Source organism: Streptomyces sp. SID13726 (genome assembly GCF_010548375.1).
Lineage (GTDB): Bacteria > Actinomycetota > Actinomycetes > Streptomycetales > Streptomycetaceae > Streptomyces.
This window is the reverse complement of the sequence record NZ_JAAGLY010000003.1, coordinates 231534-248358: the sequence shown is the minus strand read 5'-3', so window position 1 is coordinate 248358 and position 16825 is coordinate 231534. Positions and strand designations below refer to the sequence as shown.

Annotated in this window: 11 protein-coding genes; 7 read left to right on the top strand and 4 right to left on the bottom strand. The window is 70.7% G+C overall.

The window, feature by feature from the left end; all coding sequences use genetic code 11:
* Window positions 1-8: 8 nt before the first annotated feature.
* Together G3I78_RS08470 and G3I78_RS08465 are read right to left on the bottom strand one after the other, a co-directional pair.
* The gene (locus tag G3I78_RS08470) at window positions 9-2729 is read right to left on the bottom strand and encodes a molybdopterin-dependent oxidoreductase (RefSeq protein WP_164422210.1); all 2721 of its coding nucleotides are present in this window, start codon (window positions 2727-2729) and stop codon (window positions 9-11) included.
* A complete protein-coding gene (locus tag G3I78_RS08465; RefSeq protein ID WP_164422209.1) occupies window positions 2726-3538 on the bottom strand; it encodes an FAD binding domain-containing protein in 813 nt (270 codons plus the stop codon). Before G3I78_RS08465 ends, G3I78_RS08470 begins: the two co-directional genes overlap by 4 nt.
* Before the next feature lie 222 nt (window positions 3539-3760).
* Here G3I78_RS08465 and G3I78_RS08460 point away from each other — a divergent pair, with 222 nt between their 5' ends.
* From G3I78_RS08460 to G3I78_RS08430, 7 genes are all read left to right on the top strand, one after another.
* Window positions 3761-5263, top strand: coding sequence for a helix-turn-helix domain-containing protein (locus tag G3I78_RS08460; protein WP_164422208.1), 1503 nt, complete (start codon window positions 3761-3763; stop codon window positions 5261-5263).
* Window positions 5264-5615: 352 nt separating this feature from the next.
* Window positions 5616-6554 (top strand): hypothetical protein, encoded by a 939-nt coding sequence (locus G3I78_RS08455; RefSeq protein ID WP_203614699.1) that lies wholly within the window; start codon window positions 5616-5618, stop codon window positions 6552-6554.
* A gap of 22 nt (window positions 6555-6576) precedes the next feature.
* Entirely contained in the window at window positions 6577-7455 is an 879-nt protein-coding gene (locus G3I78_RS08450) for a LysR family transcriptional regulator (RefSeq protein WP_164422207.1), read from the top strand.
* Window positions 7456-7873: 418 nt separating this feature from the next.
* Entirely contained in the window at window positions 7874-9142 is a 1269-nt protein-coding gene (locus tag G3I78_RS08445; RefSeq protein ID WP_343243686.1) for an extracellular solute-binding protein, read from the top strand.
* 110 nt (window positions 9143-9252) lie between these two features.
* A complete protein-coding gene (locus G3I78_RS08440) occupies window positions 9253-10104 on the top strand; it encodes a sugar ABC transporter permease (RefSeq protein WP_203614755.1) in 852 nt (283 codons plus the stop codon).
* Entirely contained in the window at window positions 10101-10919 is an 819-nt protein-coding gene (locus G3I78_RS08435; RefSeq protein ID WP_164422204.1) for a carbohydrate ABC transporter permease, read from the top strand. The genes G3I78_RS08440 and G3I78_RS08435 overlap by 4 nt, the downstream gene beginning before the upstream one ends.
* An 84-nt stretch (window positions 10920-11003) precedes the next feature.
* Window positions 11004-13343: a glycoside hydrolase family 3 N-terminal domain-containing protein gene (locus tag G3I78_RS08430; protein ID WP_164422203.1), complete on the top strand. Its 2340-nt coding sequence runs from the start codon at window positions 11004-11006 to the stop codon at window positions 13341-13343.
* On the opposite strand, the gene G3I78_RS08425 is transcribed toward G3I78_RS08430, so the two are convergent.
* Complete coding sequence (locus tag G3I78_RS08425; protein ID WP_164422202.1) at window positions 13306-14349, bottom strand: LacI family DNA-binding transcriptional regulator; 1044 nt, start codon at window positions 14347-14349, stop codon at window positions 13306-13308. The genes G3I78_RS08430 and G3I78_RS08425 overlap by 38 nt on opposite strands.
* A gap of 88 nt (window positions 14350-14437) precedes the next feature.
* The gene (locus G3I78_RS08420) at window positions 14438-16624 is read right to left on the bottom strand and encodes an RICIN domain-containing protein (protein ID WP_343243685.1); all 2187 of its coding nucleotides are present in this window, start codon (window positions 16622-16624) and stop codon (window positions 14438-14440) included.
* Window positions 16625-16825 lie beyond the last annotated feature (201 nt).

The window sequence follows — 16825 nt, the reverse complement described above, 5'->3', positions numbered from 1 at the left end:
GCGGGCGATCACCGTACGCCGTGGTCCCGCAGCCCGAGCCACACCCGGTCCCGGGTCAGCGGGAGTTCGGTGAAGCGGACGCCCGTCGCGTCGCGCAGGGCGTTGGCGAAGGCGGGGGCGACCGGGTTGAAGGGGCTCTCGCTCATCGACTTGGCGCCGAGGGGGCCGATGGCGTCCGTGGTCTCCATGAAGTGGACCTCGGTGCGGGGGACGTCGGCGTACTGGGGGAGCCGGTAGCGGCGGAAGGCCGCCGTCTCCACCTCGCCGCGCTCGTCGACGCGGACGTTCTCGAAGAGGGTCGCGCCGAGCGCCTGGGCGACCCCTCCCTCGACCTGGCCCCGGCACTGCATCGGGTTCATGACCCTGCCCGCGTCGGCGGCGTGCACGCTGCGCAGGACGCGGATCTCACCGGTGCCGGGGTCGACGGCCACCTTGAACCACTGGGCGTTGAAGGCCACCGACCGCGGAGTGCCGCCGAAGTGCCCGTCGGCGGCGCACTCGACACCGACCGCGCGGGCGGCGCCGTACAGATCCTTCAGCGTCAGGCGTCCGCCCGGGTGCAGTACGGCCTCCTCCGCGAGCCGGCAGTCGGCGCGCGGGACGCGCAGGTGGGCGGCGGCGAAGTCGAGGAGCAGGTCGGCCAGGGCGCGGGAGGCGCGCAGGGTGGCCTTGCCCGCGACGACGGTGCCGGTGGAGGCGAAGGCGCCCGTGTCATGCCGTACGACATCCGTGTCGGACTGGCGGACGGTGATCCGCTCGACGGTGGTGGCGAGTTCACCGGCGGCGATCTGCTGGTGCACGGTGGTGGTGCCGTTGCCGAACTCGGCCGTGCCGACCGCGAGATCGAAGCTTCCGTCGGGGAGCAGGGCGGCGCGCGCGTCGGCGATGTGACCACCCGGCGGACCCGTCGCGATCATCGCGAGGGCCGTTCCCTCGCCCACCAGCCAGCCCTCCGGGGCGGGTTCGTCCGCGTACCGCGCCTGAGCGGCGCGCACGATGCCGACGCACTGGTCGAGGCCGTAGCTAGCGATGTGCAGGTCCTCCTCGTGACCGCCGGGTGTCAGCATCGTCCCGCCCGGACCGATGACGTTGCGGGCCTTGAAGTCCAGTGGATCCAGGCCCAGTTGGCGGGCGAGTTCGTCGAAGGCCGACTCGACGGCGAACATCACCTGGCCGAGGCCGTAGCCCCGGAAGGCGCCCGCCGGGACGGTGTGGGTGTAGACCGAGTAGGCGTCGACCTTCTTGTGCGCGGCGCGGTAGACGGCCATCGACTCGCCGACGCTGTGGAACATCACCGCCGGTCCGTGGTTGCCGTAGGCGCCCGTGTTCGACACGACGCGCAGCTGGAGCGCGGTCAGCGTGCCGTCGCGGCGGGCGCCCGCCTTCACCCGGATCGTGAAGGGGTGCCGGGTGGTGGCACCGTAGAACTGCTCGGCGCGCGTGTACTCCAGCTTCACCGGCCGCCGCAGCCTCAGCACGGCCAGCGCCACGATGTCCTCGACCAGCATCTCCTGCTTGCCGCCGAACCCGCCACCGACGCGGCCCGCGACCACGCGCACCTTCTCCAGCGGGAGGTCGTACAGGGCGCACAGGGCACGGCGGGTCAGGAACGGGGTCTGTGAACTCGTGTGTACCGTCAGGCGGTTGTCCTCGTCGAACCACGCCACCGCACCGTGCGTCTCCAGGCTCGCGTGCTGGACCCGCTGCGTGCGGAAGGTCTCCTCGTACACGGCGTCGGCCTCCGCGAAGCCCGCCTCCACGTCGCCGATCTCGCCGTGCGCCTCGCCCACCACGTTGTCGCGCGGACGGGAGATCCGGGCGACGGCAGGGTCCTTGTCGTGCACGACCGGTGCGCCCGGCCGCATCGCCTCCTCCGGGTCGAGCACGGCGGGCAGGACGTCGTACGTCACCTCGACGCGTCGGCACCCCTCTTCGGCCGCCGCCTCGGTGTCCGCCACGACGGCCGCGACCCGCTGGCCGATGTGGCGGACCGTGTCGTCGAGGACACGGGTGTCGTCCGGGTCCTCCTCGGGGTGCTCGTGGCGGGCGGTGGAGAAATGCCGTTCCGGGGCGTCGAGATGAGTGAACACGGCCTGCACCCCGGGGACTTGGAGGGCCGCAGCAGTGTCGATCGCGGTGATGCGGGCGTGGGCGTGCGGGGAGCGCAGCAGCTTCATGTGGAGCAGGCCGGGGACGTCGACGTCGAAGGTGTAGCGCGCGGTACCGGTGACGACCTGCGGCCCTGCCGGTGCGGGGAGGTTGCGGCCCACCGACTCGCCGGCGTCCGGGGTCTCGACGTGGCGGACCCCGCGGACCGCGTCCTCGATGGCGCGGTAGCCGGTGCAGCGGCACAGGTTGCCCTTGAACGCCCTGGGCAGGTCGGTGAGTTGGTCCTCGTCGAGGGCGACCGTGGTCATCAGGTAGCCGGCCGTGCAGAATCCGCACTGGAAGCCCTGCGCGTCGAGGAACTTCCGCTGGACTGGGTGGAGTTCGCCGTCGGGGGAGGCCAGGCCCTCGACCGTGGTGACCGTGCGGCCGTCGGCGCGGAAGGCCGGGTACAGACAGCTGTGCACCGGTTCGCCGTCCACGTGGACGGTGCAGGCGCCGCAGTCCCCGGCGTCGCAGCCCTTCTTCACGCCGAACCAGCCCCGCTCGCGCAGGTAGGTGCGCAGGCACTGGCCCGGACGGGGCTCCTGCTCGTGGGAGCGTCCGTTGACCTCGACCCTCATCGGGTCACCTCCTGGCGGATCTCCTCCGCGTACCGGTACGTCATGTGGCGCCGCCACTCGGGCAGCCCGTGGATGTCGTCGAACCACTCGTCGTCGGCGACGGCCGAGCCGAGCGCCGTCCGCAGTGCGTCCGCGCCGGGCGGCAGGGCGAACCACAGCCGGACCGGGCGGACCGTCGAGGCGGTCACCGTGATCGCGAGCGAGCCGTCGACGGGGTCCAGCGCGCCGATGACCAGCACTCCGGAACGGCCGAGCCCGTAGAGCGACGCCTGCCGGAACGCCGTACGGCACGACAGGGCCGGGGCGGGCAGGGTGACGGACCGCAGCAGCTCGCCCTCGGCGAGGTCCTTGCGGCCCGCGCCGGTGATGAAGTCGGCGACCTCGACACGGCGTCGTACACCGTCCTGGGCCTGGAGCAGGCACTCGCCGTCCAGTGCGGCGGCGAGGGAGATCATCGGGCCGGCCGGGAGGGCGTTGCAGAGGTTGCCGCCCACCGTGGCCATGTTCCAGATCTTGAAGGAGGCCAGGAAGGCCCGGCAGCACTGCTCGAACAGCGGAGCCGCCCGCGCGTCGAGGGTCTTGGCGAAGCGGGACAGCTGGGCGATGGTGCAGGTGGCGGCGATCTCAAGCGAGCCGTCCCGGTGCGTCTCGACCGGGGTCCAGCCGGTGCGGCTCAGGTCCACCAGGCGGCGCAGGTGCGGCTGCGGCTCGGAGAAGAGATAGGTGCCGCCGCCCAGCCAGGCGTCGCCCGGCCGCCAGGGCGCGGGGTCCCGGGCGTCCCGTGTCTCCGTCACCGTGTTCAGGTCCATGGGCGTCAGTGAAGCAACGCGAACAGGCCCGGGACGACTGGTTCACAGTACGGAAACGCCGACTTTTCCGGCGTCGCCAATGGAGGATCAACCAAGAGGCGTTTCACTTGTTTGATCTGGCACTTACCATGCCTGAAGCCGTATTCACCTGGTGGATGCGGTTTCGCTGAGTGACGGATGGTGGATGGCCGGATCCGGCGGTCGTACGAGGAGCCGGAGCACATGCACGTCGAACACCTCATGAGGGACGAGACCCTCGGCCTGCGCCTGTTGTGGGCCGAGGACACGCTGCTGGAACGGGAGATCAGCGGGGTCACGGTCACGGACCTGGAGGACCCCGCCCGGTTCGTACGCCCGGGAGAGGTCGTGCTCAGCGGGCTGGTGTGGTGGACGCCGGAGGAGGGTCAGGCCAGGGCGGAGCGGTTCGTGGCGGGGCTGCGCGGCGCGGACGCCGCCGTGCTGCTGGCCGGCGAGGAGACGCACGGCGAGGTCCCCGACGACCTGATCGAGGCGTGTGTACGGCACGGCATCCCGGTCGCGGCCGTCCCGGCCCATGTGATGTTCCGGGCCGTCACCGACACCGTCTACTTCCAGCAGTGGCGGGAGCTGAGCCGACGGCACGCGCTGCCCGAGAACGCCCGCGCCCGGCTGAGCCGGCTCGCCGCGCAGGACGCCGGACCGGAGGCGATCCTCGCCGCCGCCTTCGCCCACCTGGGACGGGCGGCCGTCGCCCACGTCCTGTCCGCCACCGGCCGTACGGTCGCGGCGACGGAGGGCACGCCCGCGCTGTCCCCCTCCGACGCGCTGGCGGTACTGGCCGACGGCAGCGGACTGACGGTCCCGGTCGACGCGGACGCCGCCACGACACCGTACGAACGCTGGCACCTCTACCTGCCCGACCCGGACATCGCCCCGCCCCGCATGCTGCACGAGGTCGCCGCGATCCTGGGCCGCTGCCAGTCGGCACAGGCCCGGCGCCGGGCCGCCGACCGGCAGGCGGCGGACGAACTCGGGGCGCTGCTCGTCCGGGCCGGTACGGAGGACACCGCCGTGGCGTCCGCGCTGCGAGCCTGCGGACTGCCGTCCGGCGAGGGGCCGTTCCGCGTGATCGCCGCCGACACGGGCGCCGACCGCGAGGGTCTGGCGGAAGGCGCGTTGGCGGAAGCCGTCGCCCACGTCGGGGGCCCGGCGGCGGTGGGGCGCCTCCCGGACGGCACCGCGTTCGCCGTCCTCCCCGGCGATCCGGCCCTCGCCGAGGTGTGGCCGCTGGTCGCCGGGGGCGAGTCGACCGTACGACTGCACGGCGGCACCGGAGCACCGGCCGCCGGCCCGGGAGACCTCGCCGGCGCGCTGGCCGAGGCCCGCTACGCCCTGGTCTCCGCCAGGGGTACGGCACCCGACGCCTCGCTCCTCACCGACGTGGCCGGGCTCACCAGTCTCGACGCCCTGCTGAGCGGGGTGCCGGTGGAGGTACGCACCGCCTACAGCCGTACCGTCCTCGGCCCGCTCCTCGACGCCGGCAGCGCCACCGCCGCCCCGCTGCTGGACACCCTGCGGACCTTCCTCGCCTGCGACGGCTCCTGGGCCCGCACCGCTCAGGCGCTGCACCTGCACGTCAACACCGTCCACTACCGCATCCAGCGCGTGGAGCACTTCACGGGCCGTGACCTGTCCCGGCTCACCGATCGCCTCGATCTGTGGACGGCGTTGCTGTGCCGGGGGTGACGGGGGCGTATCGGAGGGGCGCCGGTTTCGTGTCCCGGTGTGTATCTGGATGTGCTGGAGGCCGGGGTCGTTCGGGTGGGTGACCACGTGACCGCCATGTGAGACGTGACCGGTGGCTCCCGCTCGCCCGCACTGTGCTGCCGCCATGCCCGATCGGCATGACGGCTCGGGCGATCGGCATTGGCGGGACATGTCGTCGGCCGGAATGCTCTGCGGGAGACGGTGACGCGGATAGCGAAGAGGTCCGGACAATCCTGAGATTCCTGTGACGGTCCGCGATATCGGCATCGGTGTTGCTCAGTAGACGCCCTCCGTCCCGCGGAGGTCCTGAATATTGAAGAGGTCCAAGAACATGCCGAGCACTCAGTGGCGCGAAGTGATCCTGCCGGGTGAGGACGCCCAACACGCCGAACAGGTGCACGTGTTCAGTGAATTGCAGCGTCAGCGCCTGAAGAAGCAGGGCCATGGCAGGGCGCTGCACCGTAAGCAAGTGGCCGCTCTGAGGGCGGCCCTGGTGGTGGAGGAGGGGATTCCCGACTGTGCGAGGCAGGGGATCTTCGCCTTTCCCACTGTTTACGAGGCGCATGTCCGGCTGTCCAACGGGAACTTCTCCGTCGACCGGGCTCCTGACATCCGAGGGTTCGCGGTCAAGGTGCTCGGGGCCTCGACGCCGTCGTCCACGGATGTCGAGCAGAACTTCACTTTCGTCAGTCAGGAGACCCTGAAGGTCAGCGGCAGCGCGGACGTCGTCGAGATCGTCGACCTCTCCACGAGCGCGCCCGGCGCCGCTCTCCGCAAGGCCGCGACGAAGCCACGGATGGTACGCGGCGCAGTCGCGAACTTCCGGGACATGGCGAAGCCGTTCAGTGGATTCGCCACCCATGAGTTCTTCAGCATCATGCCGGTCACGTTCGGGGACTACGCGGCCCGCCTGAAACTGTGCGCCGCGTCGACGGCGGTGAACAAGGGCGCGCGTAAGGATCTGGCAGCCGACATCTATGGGCGACTCGTGGAAGGCGACCTGGAGTTCCTCTTCCAGGCCCAGTTCTTCGAGGACGAGAACCGTACGCCGATCGAGGACTCGTCGGTTCCCTGGGACGCGCCGTGGCTTACCGTGGGGCGGCTGCGGGTTCCCCGGCAGGCACCGGACGAGGCGTTCGCCCGGACCGTCGAGAAGAGCAGCTTCAATCCTTGGATCGCGGCGAAGGAGCATCGCCCTCTCGGTGAATTGATGCGGGCCCGGCAAGCCGCGTACGCGCTGAGCCTGCGCAACCGGGACGTCGCTCCCTGACGGCGTGGCTAGCATGAGCCGCATGGACCTCGACATGCGCCGGGTGCGTTACTTCGTGGCCGTGGCCGAGGAGTGCAGCTTCGTGCGGGCGGCGAGCCGTCTCTACATGACCCAGCCGGCGCTGAGCCGCCAGATCCGGGCGCTGGAGGAGGATCTGGACGTGGTCCTCTTCCTGCGGGACCGACAGGGCACCGTACTGACGCGGGCGGGACACCAGTTGCTGGAGGACGCCCGGCCCTTGCTGGCGATGTCCCAGGGGGTGCAGCAGCGGGTGCGGACGGCGAACCGGGAGCTGAACCACTTCGCCATCGGCTTCATGCCCGGCATCGTCGTCACCCCCATCGTGCGGGAGTTCGCCACGATGGCACCGCAACTCGACATCGAGGTCGTGCACACCTCGATCAGCGACCAGGTCGACTTCCTGATCGACGGTCGGGTCGACGTCTGCTACGTCCGACTGCCGCTGCCTGAAGGCATGTTCGAGGTGGTCCCGCTCTTCCCTGAGCCCCGCGTGGTGGCGCTGTCGAGCACGCATCCGCTCGCGGAGTCCAAAGCCGTGCACGTGGAGGACCTGCGGGACGTGACCCTGTTGCAGCATCCGCAGGACGTCCCCGAATGGCGTGGGCGGCTGCCGCGCGAACCCCTCGCGCCGCAGCCGCACGCCGGACGGTTTCCGGTGACGATCGAGGAGTGCCTGGAGGGTGTCGCCTCCGGTACCGGCTGCTACGTCATGCCGGCGGGCATGGCCGGCTTCTACCGCCGTGACGATGTCGCCTACCTGACCCTTGAGGGCGTCGCCCCGCGCATGGTCGCCCTCGCCTACAGCAGACACCGGACCATGCCCGAGCTGAACCAGTTCGCCGAACTCTCCCGCCGCATGCTCGGCCCGGGCCCGGACTGACCGTCCTCAGGCGCCGACCCGGTGTCGCGGTCACGCCTCGCCACGCCACGCCGACCGGGCCCAGGGCCAGGTCCACCCGGGCGTGTGGCCTTGAGCGGTGCGGTGCCGCCTGATCGGTGGATCACTGAGAGCCGTGGGCGAGATCGCCGCCCGTGCCCTGCCTCTCATCTCCTCTCATCGCGAAAGTATTTCGTAACCGAGGTATTTCCCCTTCTTGTCCCGGGGCTGAAGCGCATGTCAGTGTCCCGGTCCAGCAGGCAGTCCGTCCGCGGTGAAAGCGCCGAAAGCATTTCGTGCGTGCTGCTCATCTGCCTGGTACAAAACACGGCTTGCCCAGAGAAAGAGGCAGAGCATGCGCGGATTCCCGGTACTCGGCGATTCAGGCGACCCTATTCGTTCCGGAACGCGGCGCGCGTTCGTGGCCGCGGTCACCGTGACCGCGGCGCTCAGCGTCCTCGCGGCCTGTGGAACGTCCGGGCCGTCCACCACCTCGTCGTCCAAGGGACTGACGATGTGGGCGCTGACGGACCAGACGATCCTCAAGGAGTCCGTGGACGCCTACAACAAGGACCACCCGGACGAGCAGATCACCCTGCGGCTGTTCGCCAACGACGACTACAAGCAGAAGCTGCGCGTGGCCTTCGGCGCCGGCCAGGCCCCCGACATCTTCTTCAGCTGGGGCGGCGGCGCGCTGAACGACTACGTCAAGGCGGGCAAGGTCGACACCCTCACCGACAGCCAGGCGAACCTGCTGCGGTTCACGCCCAGCGTCCTGAAGAGCGCCACCTTCGACGGCAAGGTCTACGGCGTACCGGCCAACGGCCTCGCCCCGGTGGTCCTCTACTACAACAGGAAGGTCCTCCAGGACGCCGGCGTCGAGCCCCCGAAGACGTACGACGAACTCCTCGCGGCCGTCAAGAAGTTGAAGGGCGACGGGGTCACCCCGATGTCCCTCGCGGCGAACTCCAAGTGGCCGACGCTGATGTACCTGGAGTACCTGCTGGACCGCGAGGGCGGCTCCGGGGCGTTCGAGAAGATCGCCTCAGGGGATGCCTCGGGCTGGAAGGCGTCCGCGGTCACCGAGGCCAACACCCGCCTCCAGGAACTCGCCAAGGCAGGGGCGTTCGGCGACAACGCCTCCTCCGTCAACTACGACCAGGGCGCGTCGACCGCCCTGCTCTACACCGGCAAGGCCGGCATGGAGCTGATGGGTACCTGGGAGTACGCCAACCTGGTCAAGGCCGCGCCCGACTTCGTGAAGAAGGACCTCGGCTACGTCGCCTTCCCCTCGGTGTCCGGTGGCGCGGGCGACCCGAAGAGCATCGTCGGCAACCCCTCGAACTTCCTGTCGCTGAACTCGTCGAGCAAGCACAAGTCCGCGGCCCTGACGTATCTGAAGCAGTACGTCATGAACGACGACCAGGTCGACGCCTACCTCGCCGCGGGCAGCGTGCCGCCGGTCAACGGCCTGGACTCCAAGCTCGCGGCGGTGAAGTCGGCCGACGACAAGAAGTGGCTCACCTTCGTCTACGACCTGGTGCGCGACTCCCCGAGCTTCCAGCTCTCCTGGGACCAGGCCCTGCCCTCCGACCAGGCCGACCCGCTGCTGACCAACGTCGACAAGTCGTTCCTGCGGCAGATCACGCCCGAGGAGTTCGGCACGAACATGAGCAAGGCGGCGCAGTGATGACCGCTGTCGTACGAACACCCCGCCCGGCCGCCGCCCACAAGGCGCGGCCGGACCGGGCGCGGCCGGGCGCCGAGCGTCCCCGGCGGCGCCGCCTCGGCGGGGTCCTGATGGCCGCGCCCGCCCTGCTGCTGTTCGGCCTGTTCGGGCTGGTCCCGCTCGTCGGCGTGGTGGTCCTCAGCCTGTCCCGCTGGGACGGGCTCGGCTCCCTCGGCTGGGCCGGATTCGGCAACTGGGCCAGTGTCCTGGCCGACGACGCCACCTGGCAGGCGCTGTGGCTCACCCTCAAGGTGATGGTGGTCAGCTGGCTCGTCCAGACGCCCCTCGCCCTGGCCCTCGGCGTCTTCCAGGCCCCGCGCGGCCGCCTGCGCGCCCTGTTCGCCGTGCTCTGGTTCCTCCCGCTCCTGCTGTCCGCGGTCGCGGTCGGCCTGACCTGGCAGGCGCTGCTCGACCCGTCCTTCGGCATCGGCGCCACCCCCGGCCTGCACTGGCTGGCCAAGCCCCTGCTCGGCTCGCCCGAACTCGCCCTCTACACCGTCATCTTCGTGATCGCCTGGCAGTTCGTGCCGTTCCACGCCCTGCTCTACCAAGCGGGCGTACGGCAGATCCCCGTCTCCCTCTACGAGGCCGCCGCCATCGACGGCGTCGGCCCCACGACCCGCTTCCTGCGGATCACCCTCCCGCAGCTGAAGTACACGTTCGTCACGTCGAGCACCCTCATGCTGGTGGGCTCGCTGACCTACTTCGACCTCATCTACGTCCTGTCGGGCGGCACCGGCGGCCCGGGCACCGCGACCCGCGTCCTGCCCCTGGCCATGTACATCACCGGCTTCCAGGCGCACGACATGGGCAGGGCCAGCGCGATCGCCACCCTCCTGGTGGTGTTCGGCCTCGCCCTGTCGCTGCTCACCACCCGACTGTCCGGCTTCACCCGGATGGACAGCCAGCAGGAGGGCATGTGAACACCGCGCGCCGGACCCTGACCGGCGGCGCCACCCTGCTGTGGACCGCCCTCGCAGTCGTACCCCTGTACTGGGTGGTGGTGACCAGCCTCCGCGGCCGTACGGACTTCACCACCGCCAGCCCGCTGGCCCTGCCCGGCCACCCGACCCTGGACAACTACCGGACCGTCCTCGACGGCGACTTCACCACCTACCTGCTCAACAGCGTGGTCGTCACCGCGGCCACCGTCGCCGTCACCGTGGTCGTCGCGCTGATGGCCGCGTTCTCGATCGTCCGGTACACGAGCCGCTGGTCCCGTCTGGCCTTCCGGCTGTACCTGCTGGGCCTCGCCATCCCGCTCCAGGCCGTGATCATCCCCGTGTACCTGCTGATCATCCGCATGCAGATGTACGACAGCCTGCTCGCGATCGTGCTGCCCTCGGCGGCCTTCGCGCTGCCGGTGACCGTGATGATCCTGGTCGGTTTCCTGCGCGACATACCGCGCTCGCTCTTCGAGGCGATGGTCGTGGACGGCGCCGGCGACTGGCGCATGCTGCTCTCGCTCGTGGCGCCGATGGCCCGCCCCGCGCTCGTCACGGTCGCCGTGTACGACGGTCTCCAGGTCTGGAACGGCTTCCTGTTCCCCCTGATCCTCACCCAGAGCGGCGACAAGGCCGTGCTGCCCCTCGCACTGACCCTCTACCGGGGCGAGTTCGGCATCAACGTGCCCGCGACGATGGCCGCGGTCGTCCTGTCCACCCTTCCCATGCTGGTGGTGTTCGTCCTCGCCAGGCGGCAGCTGGTCGCCGGACTCACCGCCGGATTCTCCAAGTAGCGCACGCCTGAAGGGAGTCGGCCGGTGCGACGGCGCGCCGGCCGCCCTCGGCATGCCCATGAACAGCACCACGAGGAGTCGTACATGACGACCACCACCCCGGACCACGCCGATCTCGCCCCCGCGGCCCCCTGGAACGACCCGTCCCGGCCGCCCGAGGAACGTGTCGAAACACTGCTCGCCCGCCTCACCCTGGAGGAGAAGGCCGCCCAACTCAGCAGCGCCTGGGAGGACGTCGAACCGGCCGGACCCGAAGTCGCCCCCGGCACCAACCTGTTCGGCCGCGTCGGCGACCTCGACACCACGGCCCGGCACGGCCTCGGCCAGCTCACCCGCCCCTACGGCACCCTCCCGCGCCCCGCACTGGACCACGCCCGCCGACTCGCCGCACGCCAGCGCCGGATCATCGCCCAGAGCCGCTTCGGCATCCCGGCGATGGCCCACGACGAATGCCTGACCGGCTTCACCGCGTACGGCGCCACCATCTACCCCACCTCGCTCGCCATGGCCGCCACCTTCGACCCGGCCCTGATCCGCCGGGTCGGCGCGGCCATCGGCACCGACATGGCCGCCGCCGGGGTCCACCAGGGCCTCGCCCCCGTCGTCGACGTCATCCGCGACTACCGCTGGGGCCGCTGCGAGGAGACCTACGGCGAAGACCCCTACCTGGTGGGGGAGATGGGCGAGGCGTACGTCCTCGGGATGCAGAGCGCCGGGGTGTACGCGACCCTGAAGCACTTCGCCGGCTACTCCGCCTCCATGGGCGGGCGCAACCACGCCCCGGTCGGCATGGGCCGCCGAGAACTGCACGACGTGATCCTGCCGCCCTTCGAGAGACTGGTCGCCGCGGGCGTACGGTCGATCATGAACTCGTACGCCGAGATCGACGGCGAGGCCCCGGCCGCCAGCCGCCGGCTGCTCACCGAGGTGCTGCGCGAGCAGTGGGGCTTCGAGGGCACCGTCGTCTCCGACTACTGGTCGCTGCCGTTCCTGGTGAACGCGCACCGGGTCGCCGCCGACCTGACCGACGCCGGAGCACTGGCCCTCAAGGCGGGCATGGACGTCGAACTGCCGGACCAGCGCGGCTTCGGCCCGGCGCTGGTCGAGGCCGTCGAGCGCGGGGACGCCGACGAGGCCGACGTGGACCGGGCCGTACGCCGGGTGCTCCGGCAGAAGGTCGCCCTCGGTCTCCTCGACCCCGACTGGAACCCGGAGCCGCCCGCCCTGCGCGCCGGTGAACTCGACCTCGACAAGCCGGAGAACCGGCGGCTCGCCCACGCCGTCGCGCGGTCGAGCGCCGTGCTGCTCTCGAACGACGGCGGCCTGCCCCTCCCGGCCACCGGCCGGATCGCCCTGATCGGCCCCTGCGCCGACGACGTACGCACCATGTTCGGCTGCTACAGCTTCCCCAACCACGTCCTCTCCGACCGCGACGACCTCGGCAACGGGGTGGACGCCGTCTCGCTGCGATCCGCGCTTTCCACTGAACTCCCGGGTGCGGACTGGGTGTTCGCGCAAGGGTGCCCGGTCCGCGAGGCGGACGGCTCCGGTATCCCGGCCGCGGTGGAGGCCGGCCGCACCGCCGACCTCGTCGTCCTGGTGGTCGGCGACAAGGCGGGCATGTTCGGCATCGGCACCTCCGGAGAGGGCTGTGACGTCGAGGATCTGCGGCTGCCCGGAGTCCAGGAGGAACTGGTCGAGGCGGTACTGGCGACGGGGACGCCGGTCGTGCTCGTGGTCAGCAGCGGGCGGCCGTACGCCGTGGGCCGGTTCGTGCCGGACACGGCGGCCGCGGTGCAGGTCTTCCTGCCGGGCGAGGAGGGCGGCCGGGCGGTCGCCGAACTCCTGTCCGGCAGGGCGAACTTCAGCGGGAAGCTTCCGGTACAGATCCCCAACTCGCCCGCCGGACAGCCGTACACCTATCTCCACCCGCCGCTCGGCGACCGGCAGAGCTGGCTGTCCAACCTCGACCCCACCCCGGCCTTCCCCTTCGGGCACGGGCTGTCGTACACCACGTTCTCCGTGGACGGACTCGTCGTCGACCGCGAACAGGTGCCCACGGACGGCCGGTTCACCGTCTCCGTCCGGGTCACGAACACCGGGGATCGGCCCGGCGCCGAGACGGTCCAGCTGTACTACACCGACCCGGTCGCCCAGGTCACCCGGCCGGTGCGGGCGCTACTCGCCTACGCCAAGGTCGAGTTGGAGCCCGGGGCGGAGACGACGGTCCACTTCGAGGTGCACACCGACCGTCTGGCCTTCATCGGTCTGAGCGGTCGGCGGATCGTCGAACCCGGCGAGATCCTGCTGCACGCGGGCTCCTCCAGCGCCGACACACCGAACACGGTGAGCGTCGAACTCGTCGGTGAGCAGCGGGACGCGAGCGTCATCCGGCATCATGCGGTGCCGGCGGAACCGAAGTAGAGGTCCGCAGCACCAGTTCCGTCGCCAACTCGATGCGCGGCGACGCGGGCGGGCGCCCCTCGGCCACCTGGAGCAGCACCCGGGTGGCCTCGTGCCCCAGCTCCTCGAACGGCTGGCGCACCGCGCTCAGCGGCGGACAGGCCATCGCCGCCACCAGGGTGTCGTCGAACGACATCACCGCCAGGTCGTCCGGCACACGCAAGCCGTGCTGCCGGGCGGCCTCCAGCACGCCGAGCGCCTGCGCGTCACTGGCCGCGAAGACGGCCGTCGGCGGGCGCTCGGCACGCAGGATGTGCGCGGTCGCGGCGAGCGCCTCGTCGTAGTCGAAGTCCGTGGAGCGCACGATCGCCGGGTCGTAGCCGACCCCCGCCTCCTCCAGCGCCGCCCGGTAACCGTGCAGGCGCGCCGATCCGGCCAGCGAGTGCGAGCGCCCCGCCACCATGCCGATACGGGTGTGCCCGAGGCCGAGCAGATGCTGCACGGCGTCCCGGGCCCCGCTCCAGTTGGTGACCCCGATGCTCGGGATGTCCGACGACGGCGCGCTGAGCGGGTCCACCAGCACCACCGGCAGCCGCTGCTCCACGATCCGCCGCTGATCCTCCTCGGCCAGCATCGAGATCACGATGATCAGCCCGGCCGCGCCGAGCGCCACGCACTCCTCCAGCCACTGGGAGATCGAGCGCCGGCTCGTGGTCCCGGTCACCACGTCGATGCCCAGCTCGCCCGCGGCGTCCACGATCCCGCGGACGACCTCCAGGGTGTAGGGGCCCGACAGATCCCGGAACACCGTGATGATCTGCCGCGGCGGCTCGGCCTCCCGCTCCCAGGAGCGGACGTACCCGTACCGGTCCAGCAGCTCCTCGACCCGCGCCCGGGTCCCCGCGCCCACGTCACGGCGCCGGTGCACCACCTTGGACACGGTGCTGAGCGACACACCCGCCTCTTGGGCGATGTTCGTCAGCAGCCCGTACTGCGCGTCCAGCTGTCCCTTGCCCTGAACGCTCACTCCACGTCCGCTCCGTTCGGAAAACCCCGCCGCAAGCCAACAGCACCGGGCGCCGGCCGACAAGAGGCCGGCACCCGGTGACATGGGACTACGCCCTGCTCCAGACCTGGGTGGCGTTCCCGAGCGGGGTCCACAGCTGCACCTTCGCGCCGTTGGCGGTGCCCCAGCCGGTGACGTCGACGGCGAGCCCGTCGGAGCGGTTGACGACGGTCCCGTCCACACGGAACCACCACTTCTGGCTGGACTTGCCGTTGCAGGCCCACAGGATCAGCTTGGTCCCGGCCGTGGTGCCGTCACCGTCCGCGGCCAGGCACTTGCCGGAGACGCGGAGCTCACCCGCCGTCGTCTGCGTGATCGTCTGGTTCGCGTTCCCGGAGCAGGTGTAGATCTGCACCTGCACGCCCGTCTGCCCGTTCGGCACGTCCAGGCACTTGCCGGAATTGCTTCCCTTCAGCGTGAACGTCGAGTCCGTCGGCAGCGCGTCCTGAACCGGCTTCCACTCCTGGGAGCCGTCGCCGGTGGCGGCCTGCACGGTCACGGCACCGCCCGCGGTGGCACCCGTCATGTACAGGCTGGTGTTCCGGACCGACCGGAGCTTGTAGTAGCCGTCGGAGGTGGAGACGAGGGTCCACTGCTTGTCGGTGCCGCCGTCGTCGACCCACTGGGCGAGCTTCTGCCCGGCCGTCGCGGTGCCGGTCCAGACCCCGGCCGCGCGACCGCCGGACTTGTTGAGCAGGGTGACGTCGTCGCCCTTCTCGGTGAGGTGCCAGCGCTGCCCGGTGGCCGTGGCGTCCACGGCGCTCGTGACGAGGTCCGCCGTGTCGCCCGTGAGGTTCGCGTCCTGCGTCTTGCCGCCGGCGGGACCGAGGGCCTGGCCGGTCAGACGGTTGACGAGCGAGGAGTACGTGCCGTCCGACCGCCCGAGATCCACGTCGGCGTACTTCACCGGACCGACACTCCCGCCGCTCCAGGACGCCTGGAGGATCAGGATACGTCCGGTGCCCTCGACGTACTGGAGGTCGCGGCTGTACCCGGAGGGCATCGACGTCTGGTACTGCTTCCAGGTGCCCGTGCTCCTGCCCGACTCGTTCACCCAGACGCTGCCGCTGCCGGCCGCGTTGTACACGATCCGCCCGTCCGGCATCGGCAGGAGCACCGGGCTGCCGCCGGTGGCGAGCGTGTTCCCGCCGGACGGCACGGGCAGCGAGGTGATCGCGCCGTCGGTGCCCGCGTAGAACTTCAGCGGGTCGTCGGCGATCCGGTACCGGACGTTGGTCCCGCCGCCCCAGTACTCGTACGTCATCAGCCACTTGCCGTCGGTCGTCGGCGCGACGGTCGTCATGCCGGGGCGGCCACCGCCGATCTCGGTCTTGCCGCCGCCCATGCTCACCGTGGTGCCCGGGACGTCGACCACCGGATCGCTCCAGGCGGAGCTCGTGCCGTCCCAGGTCCGGTGCACGAGGATCTGGCCGCCCGAGTCGGTCGCGGTGTCGTTGGCCGGGTCGAGCGTCGGCGCCCCGGTGGAGGTGTCGTACCCCGTGTAGTCGTTCTCGTCGGAGTAGTAGGCGATCAGCTTGCCGCCGTAGGCGTAGAGGTGCGGTTCCCATACGGGATCGACCTGCGCGTGGGTGTTCGCGGTGGAGACCCGCCCGAGACTGCCCGCGCTGCCGCCCTGCCAGCCACCGGCGGCCACGATGTTCTCGAAGCTCCAGGTGGCCCCGTCATCCACACTCGCGTACAGGGCCAGTGCCACGTCCTTGCGGTCGCCGTCGCTGGAGGGGGTCCAGCCGGAGTCGGCCGCCTTCTGCTCCTCGTAGTAGTAGTCGTCACCTGAGACGACACTCGCCAGCAGCAGCGTGCCCGCGCTCAGGTTCCCGACGGCCTGCGGGAGGACGTACAGGTACGGGTTCGTCCAGTTGCTCGTGTACTTCGCGTACCGGGAGTCGCTCGACAGCGAGGCGGGCGGCTCGACGTCGGAGAGCTTCGCCCACGTCGTGCCGTCGTCGTCGCTCTTGTAGACCGGCAGCGTCTGGCCCACGGGGGCGGTCTCGCTGTCCTCGAAGGTCGCCACGATCCGGCCGCTCGGCAGCTGCGCGGACTTCGGGTAGAGGACACAGGGGCTCTTGTTGCAGTCGGCCGCGTTTTGCGCGACATAGAGATTCGACGGACTCGGCTGATATGCCGACGCGTTTCCGGCGGCGGCGATCGTGAATGCGATGCCTATGCCTATGGCCGTGGTCCAGGCAAGCGTCTTCTGCCGGAGTTTTCTTTTCAAAGCGGGTCCTCCGCTGGTGGGACCGGTGACCGCGAGGTCGGTGAGGGGTGGTCGCGGGAATGCCGCGCGGTGAGTTTCGGCTGCTCGCGGGCGCCGGTTGGGCATGGATGCGGAATGCGTCCAATGAGAGGTGAGTTGGATGGGGACAGTATTGGTACGCGAAGGCGCTGTGTCACCGGGAGGTTTCCGAAAGTGTTTCGT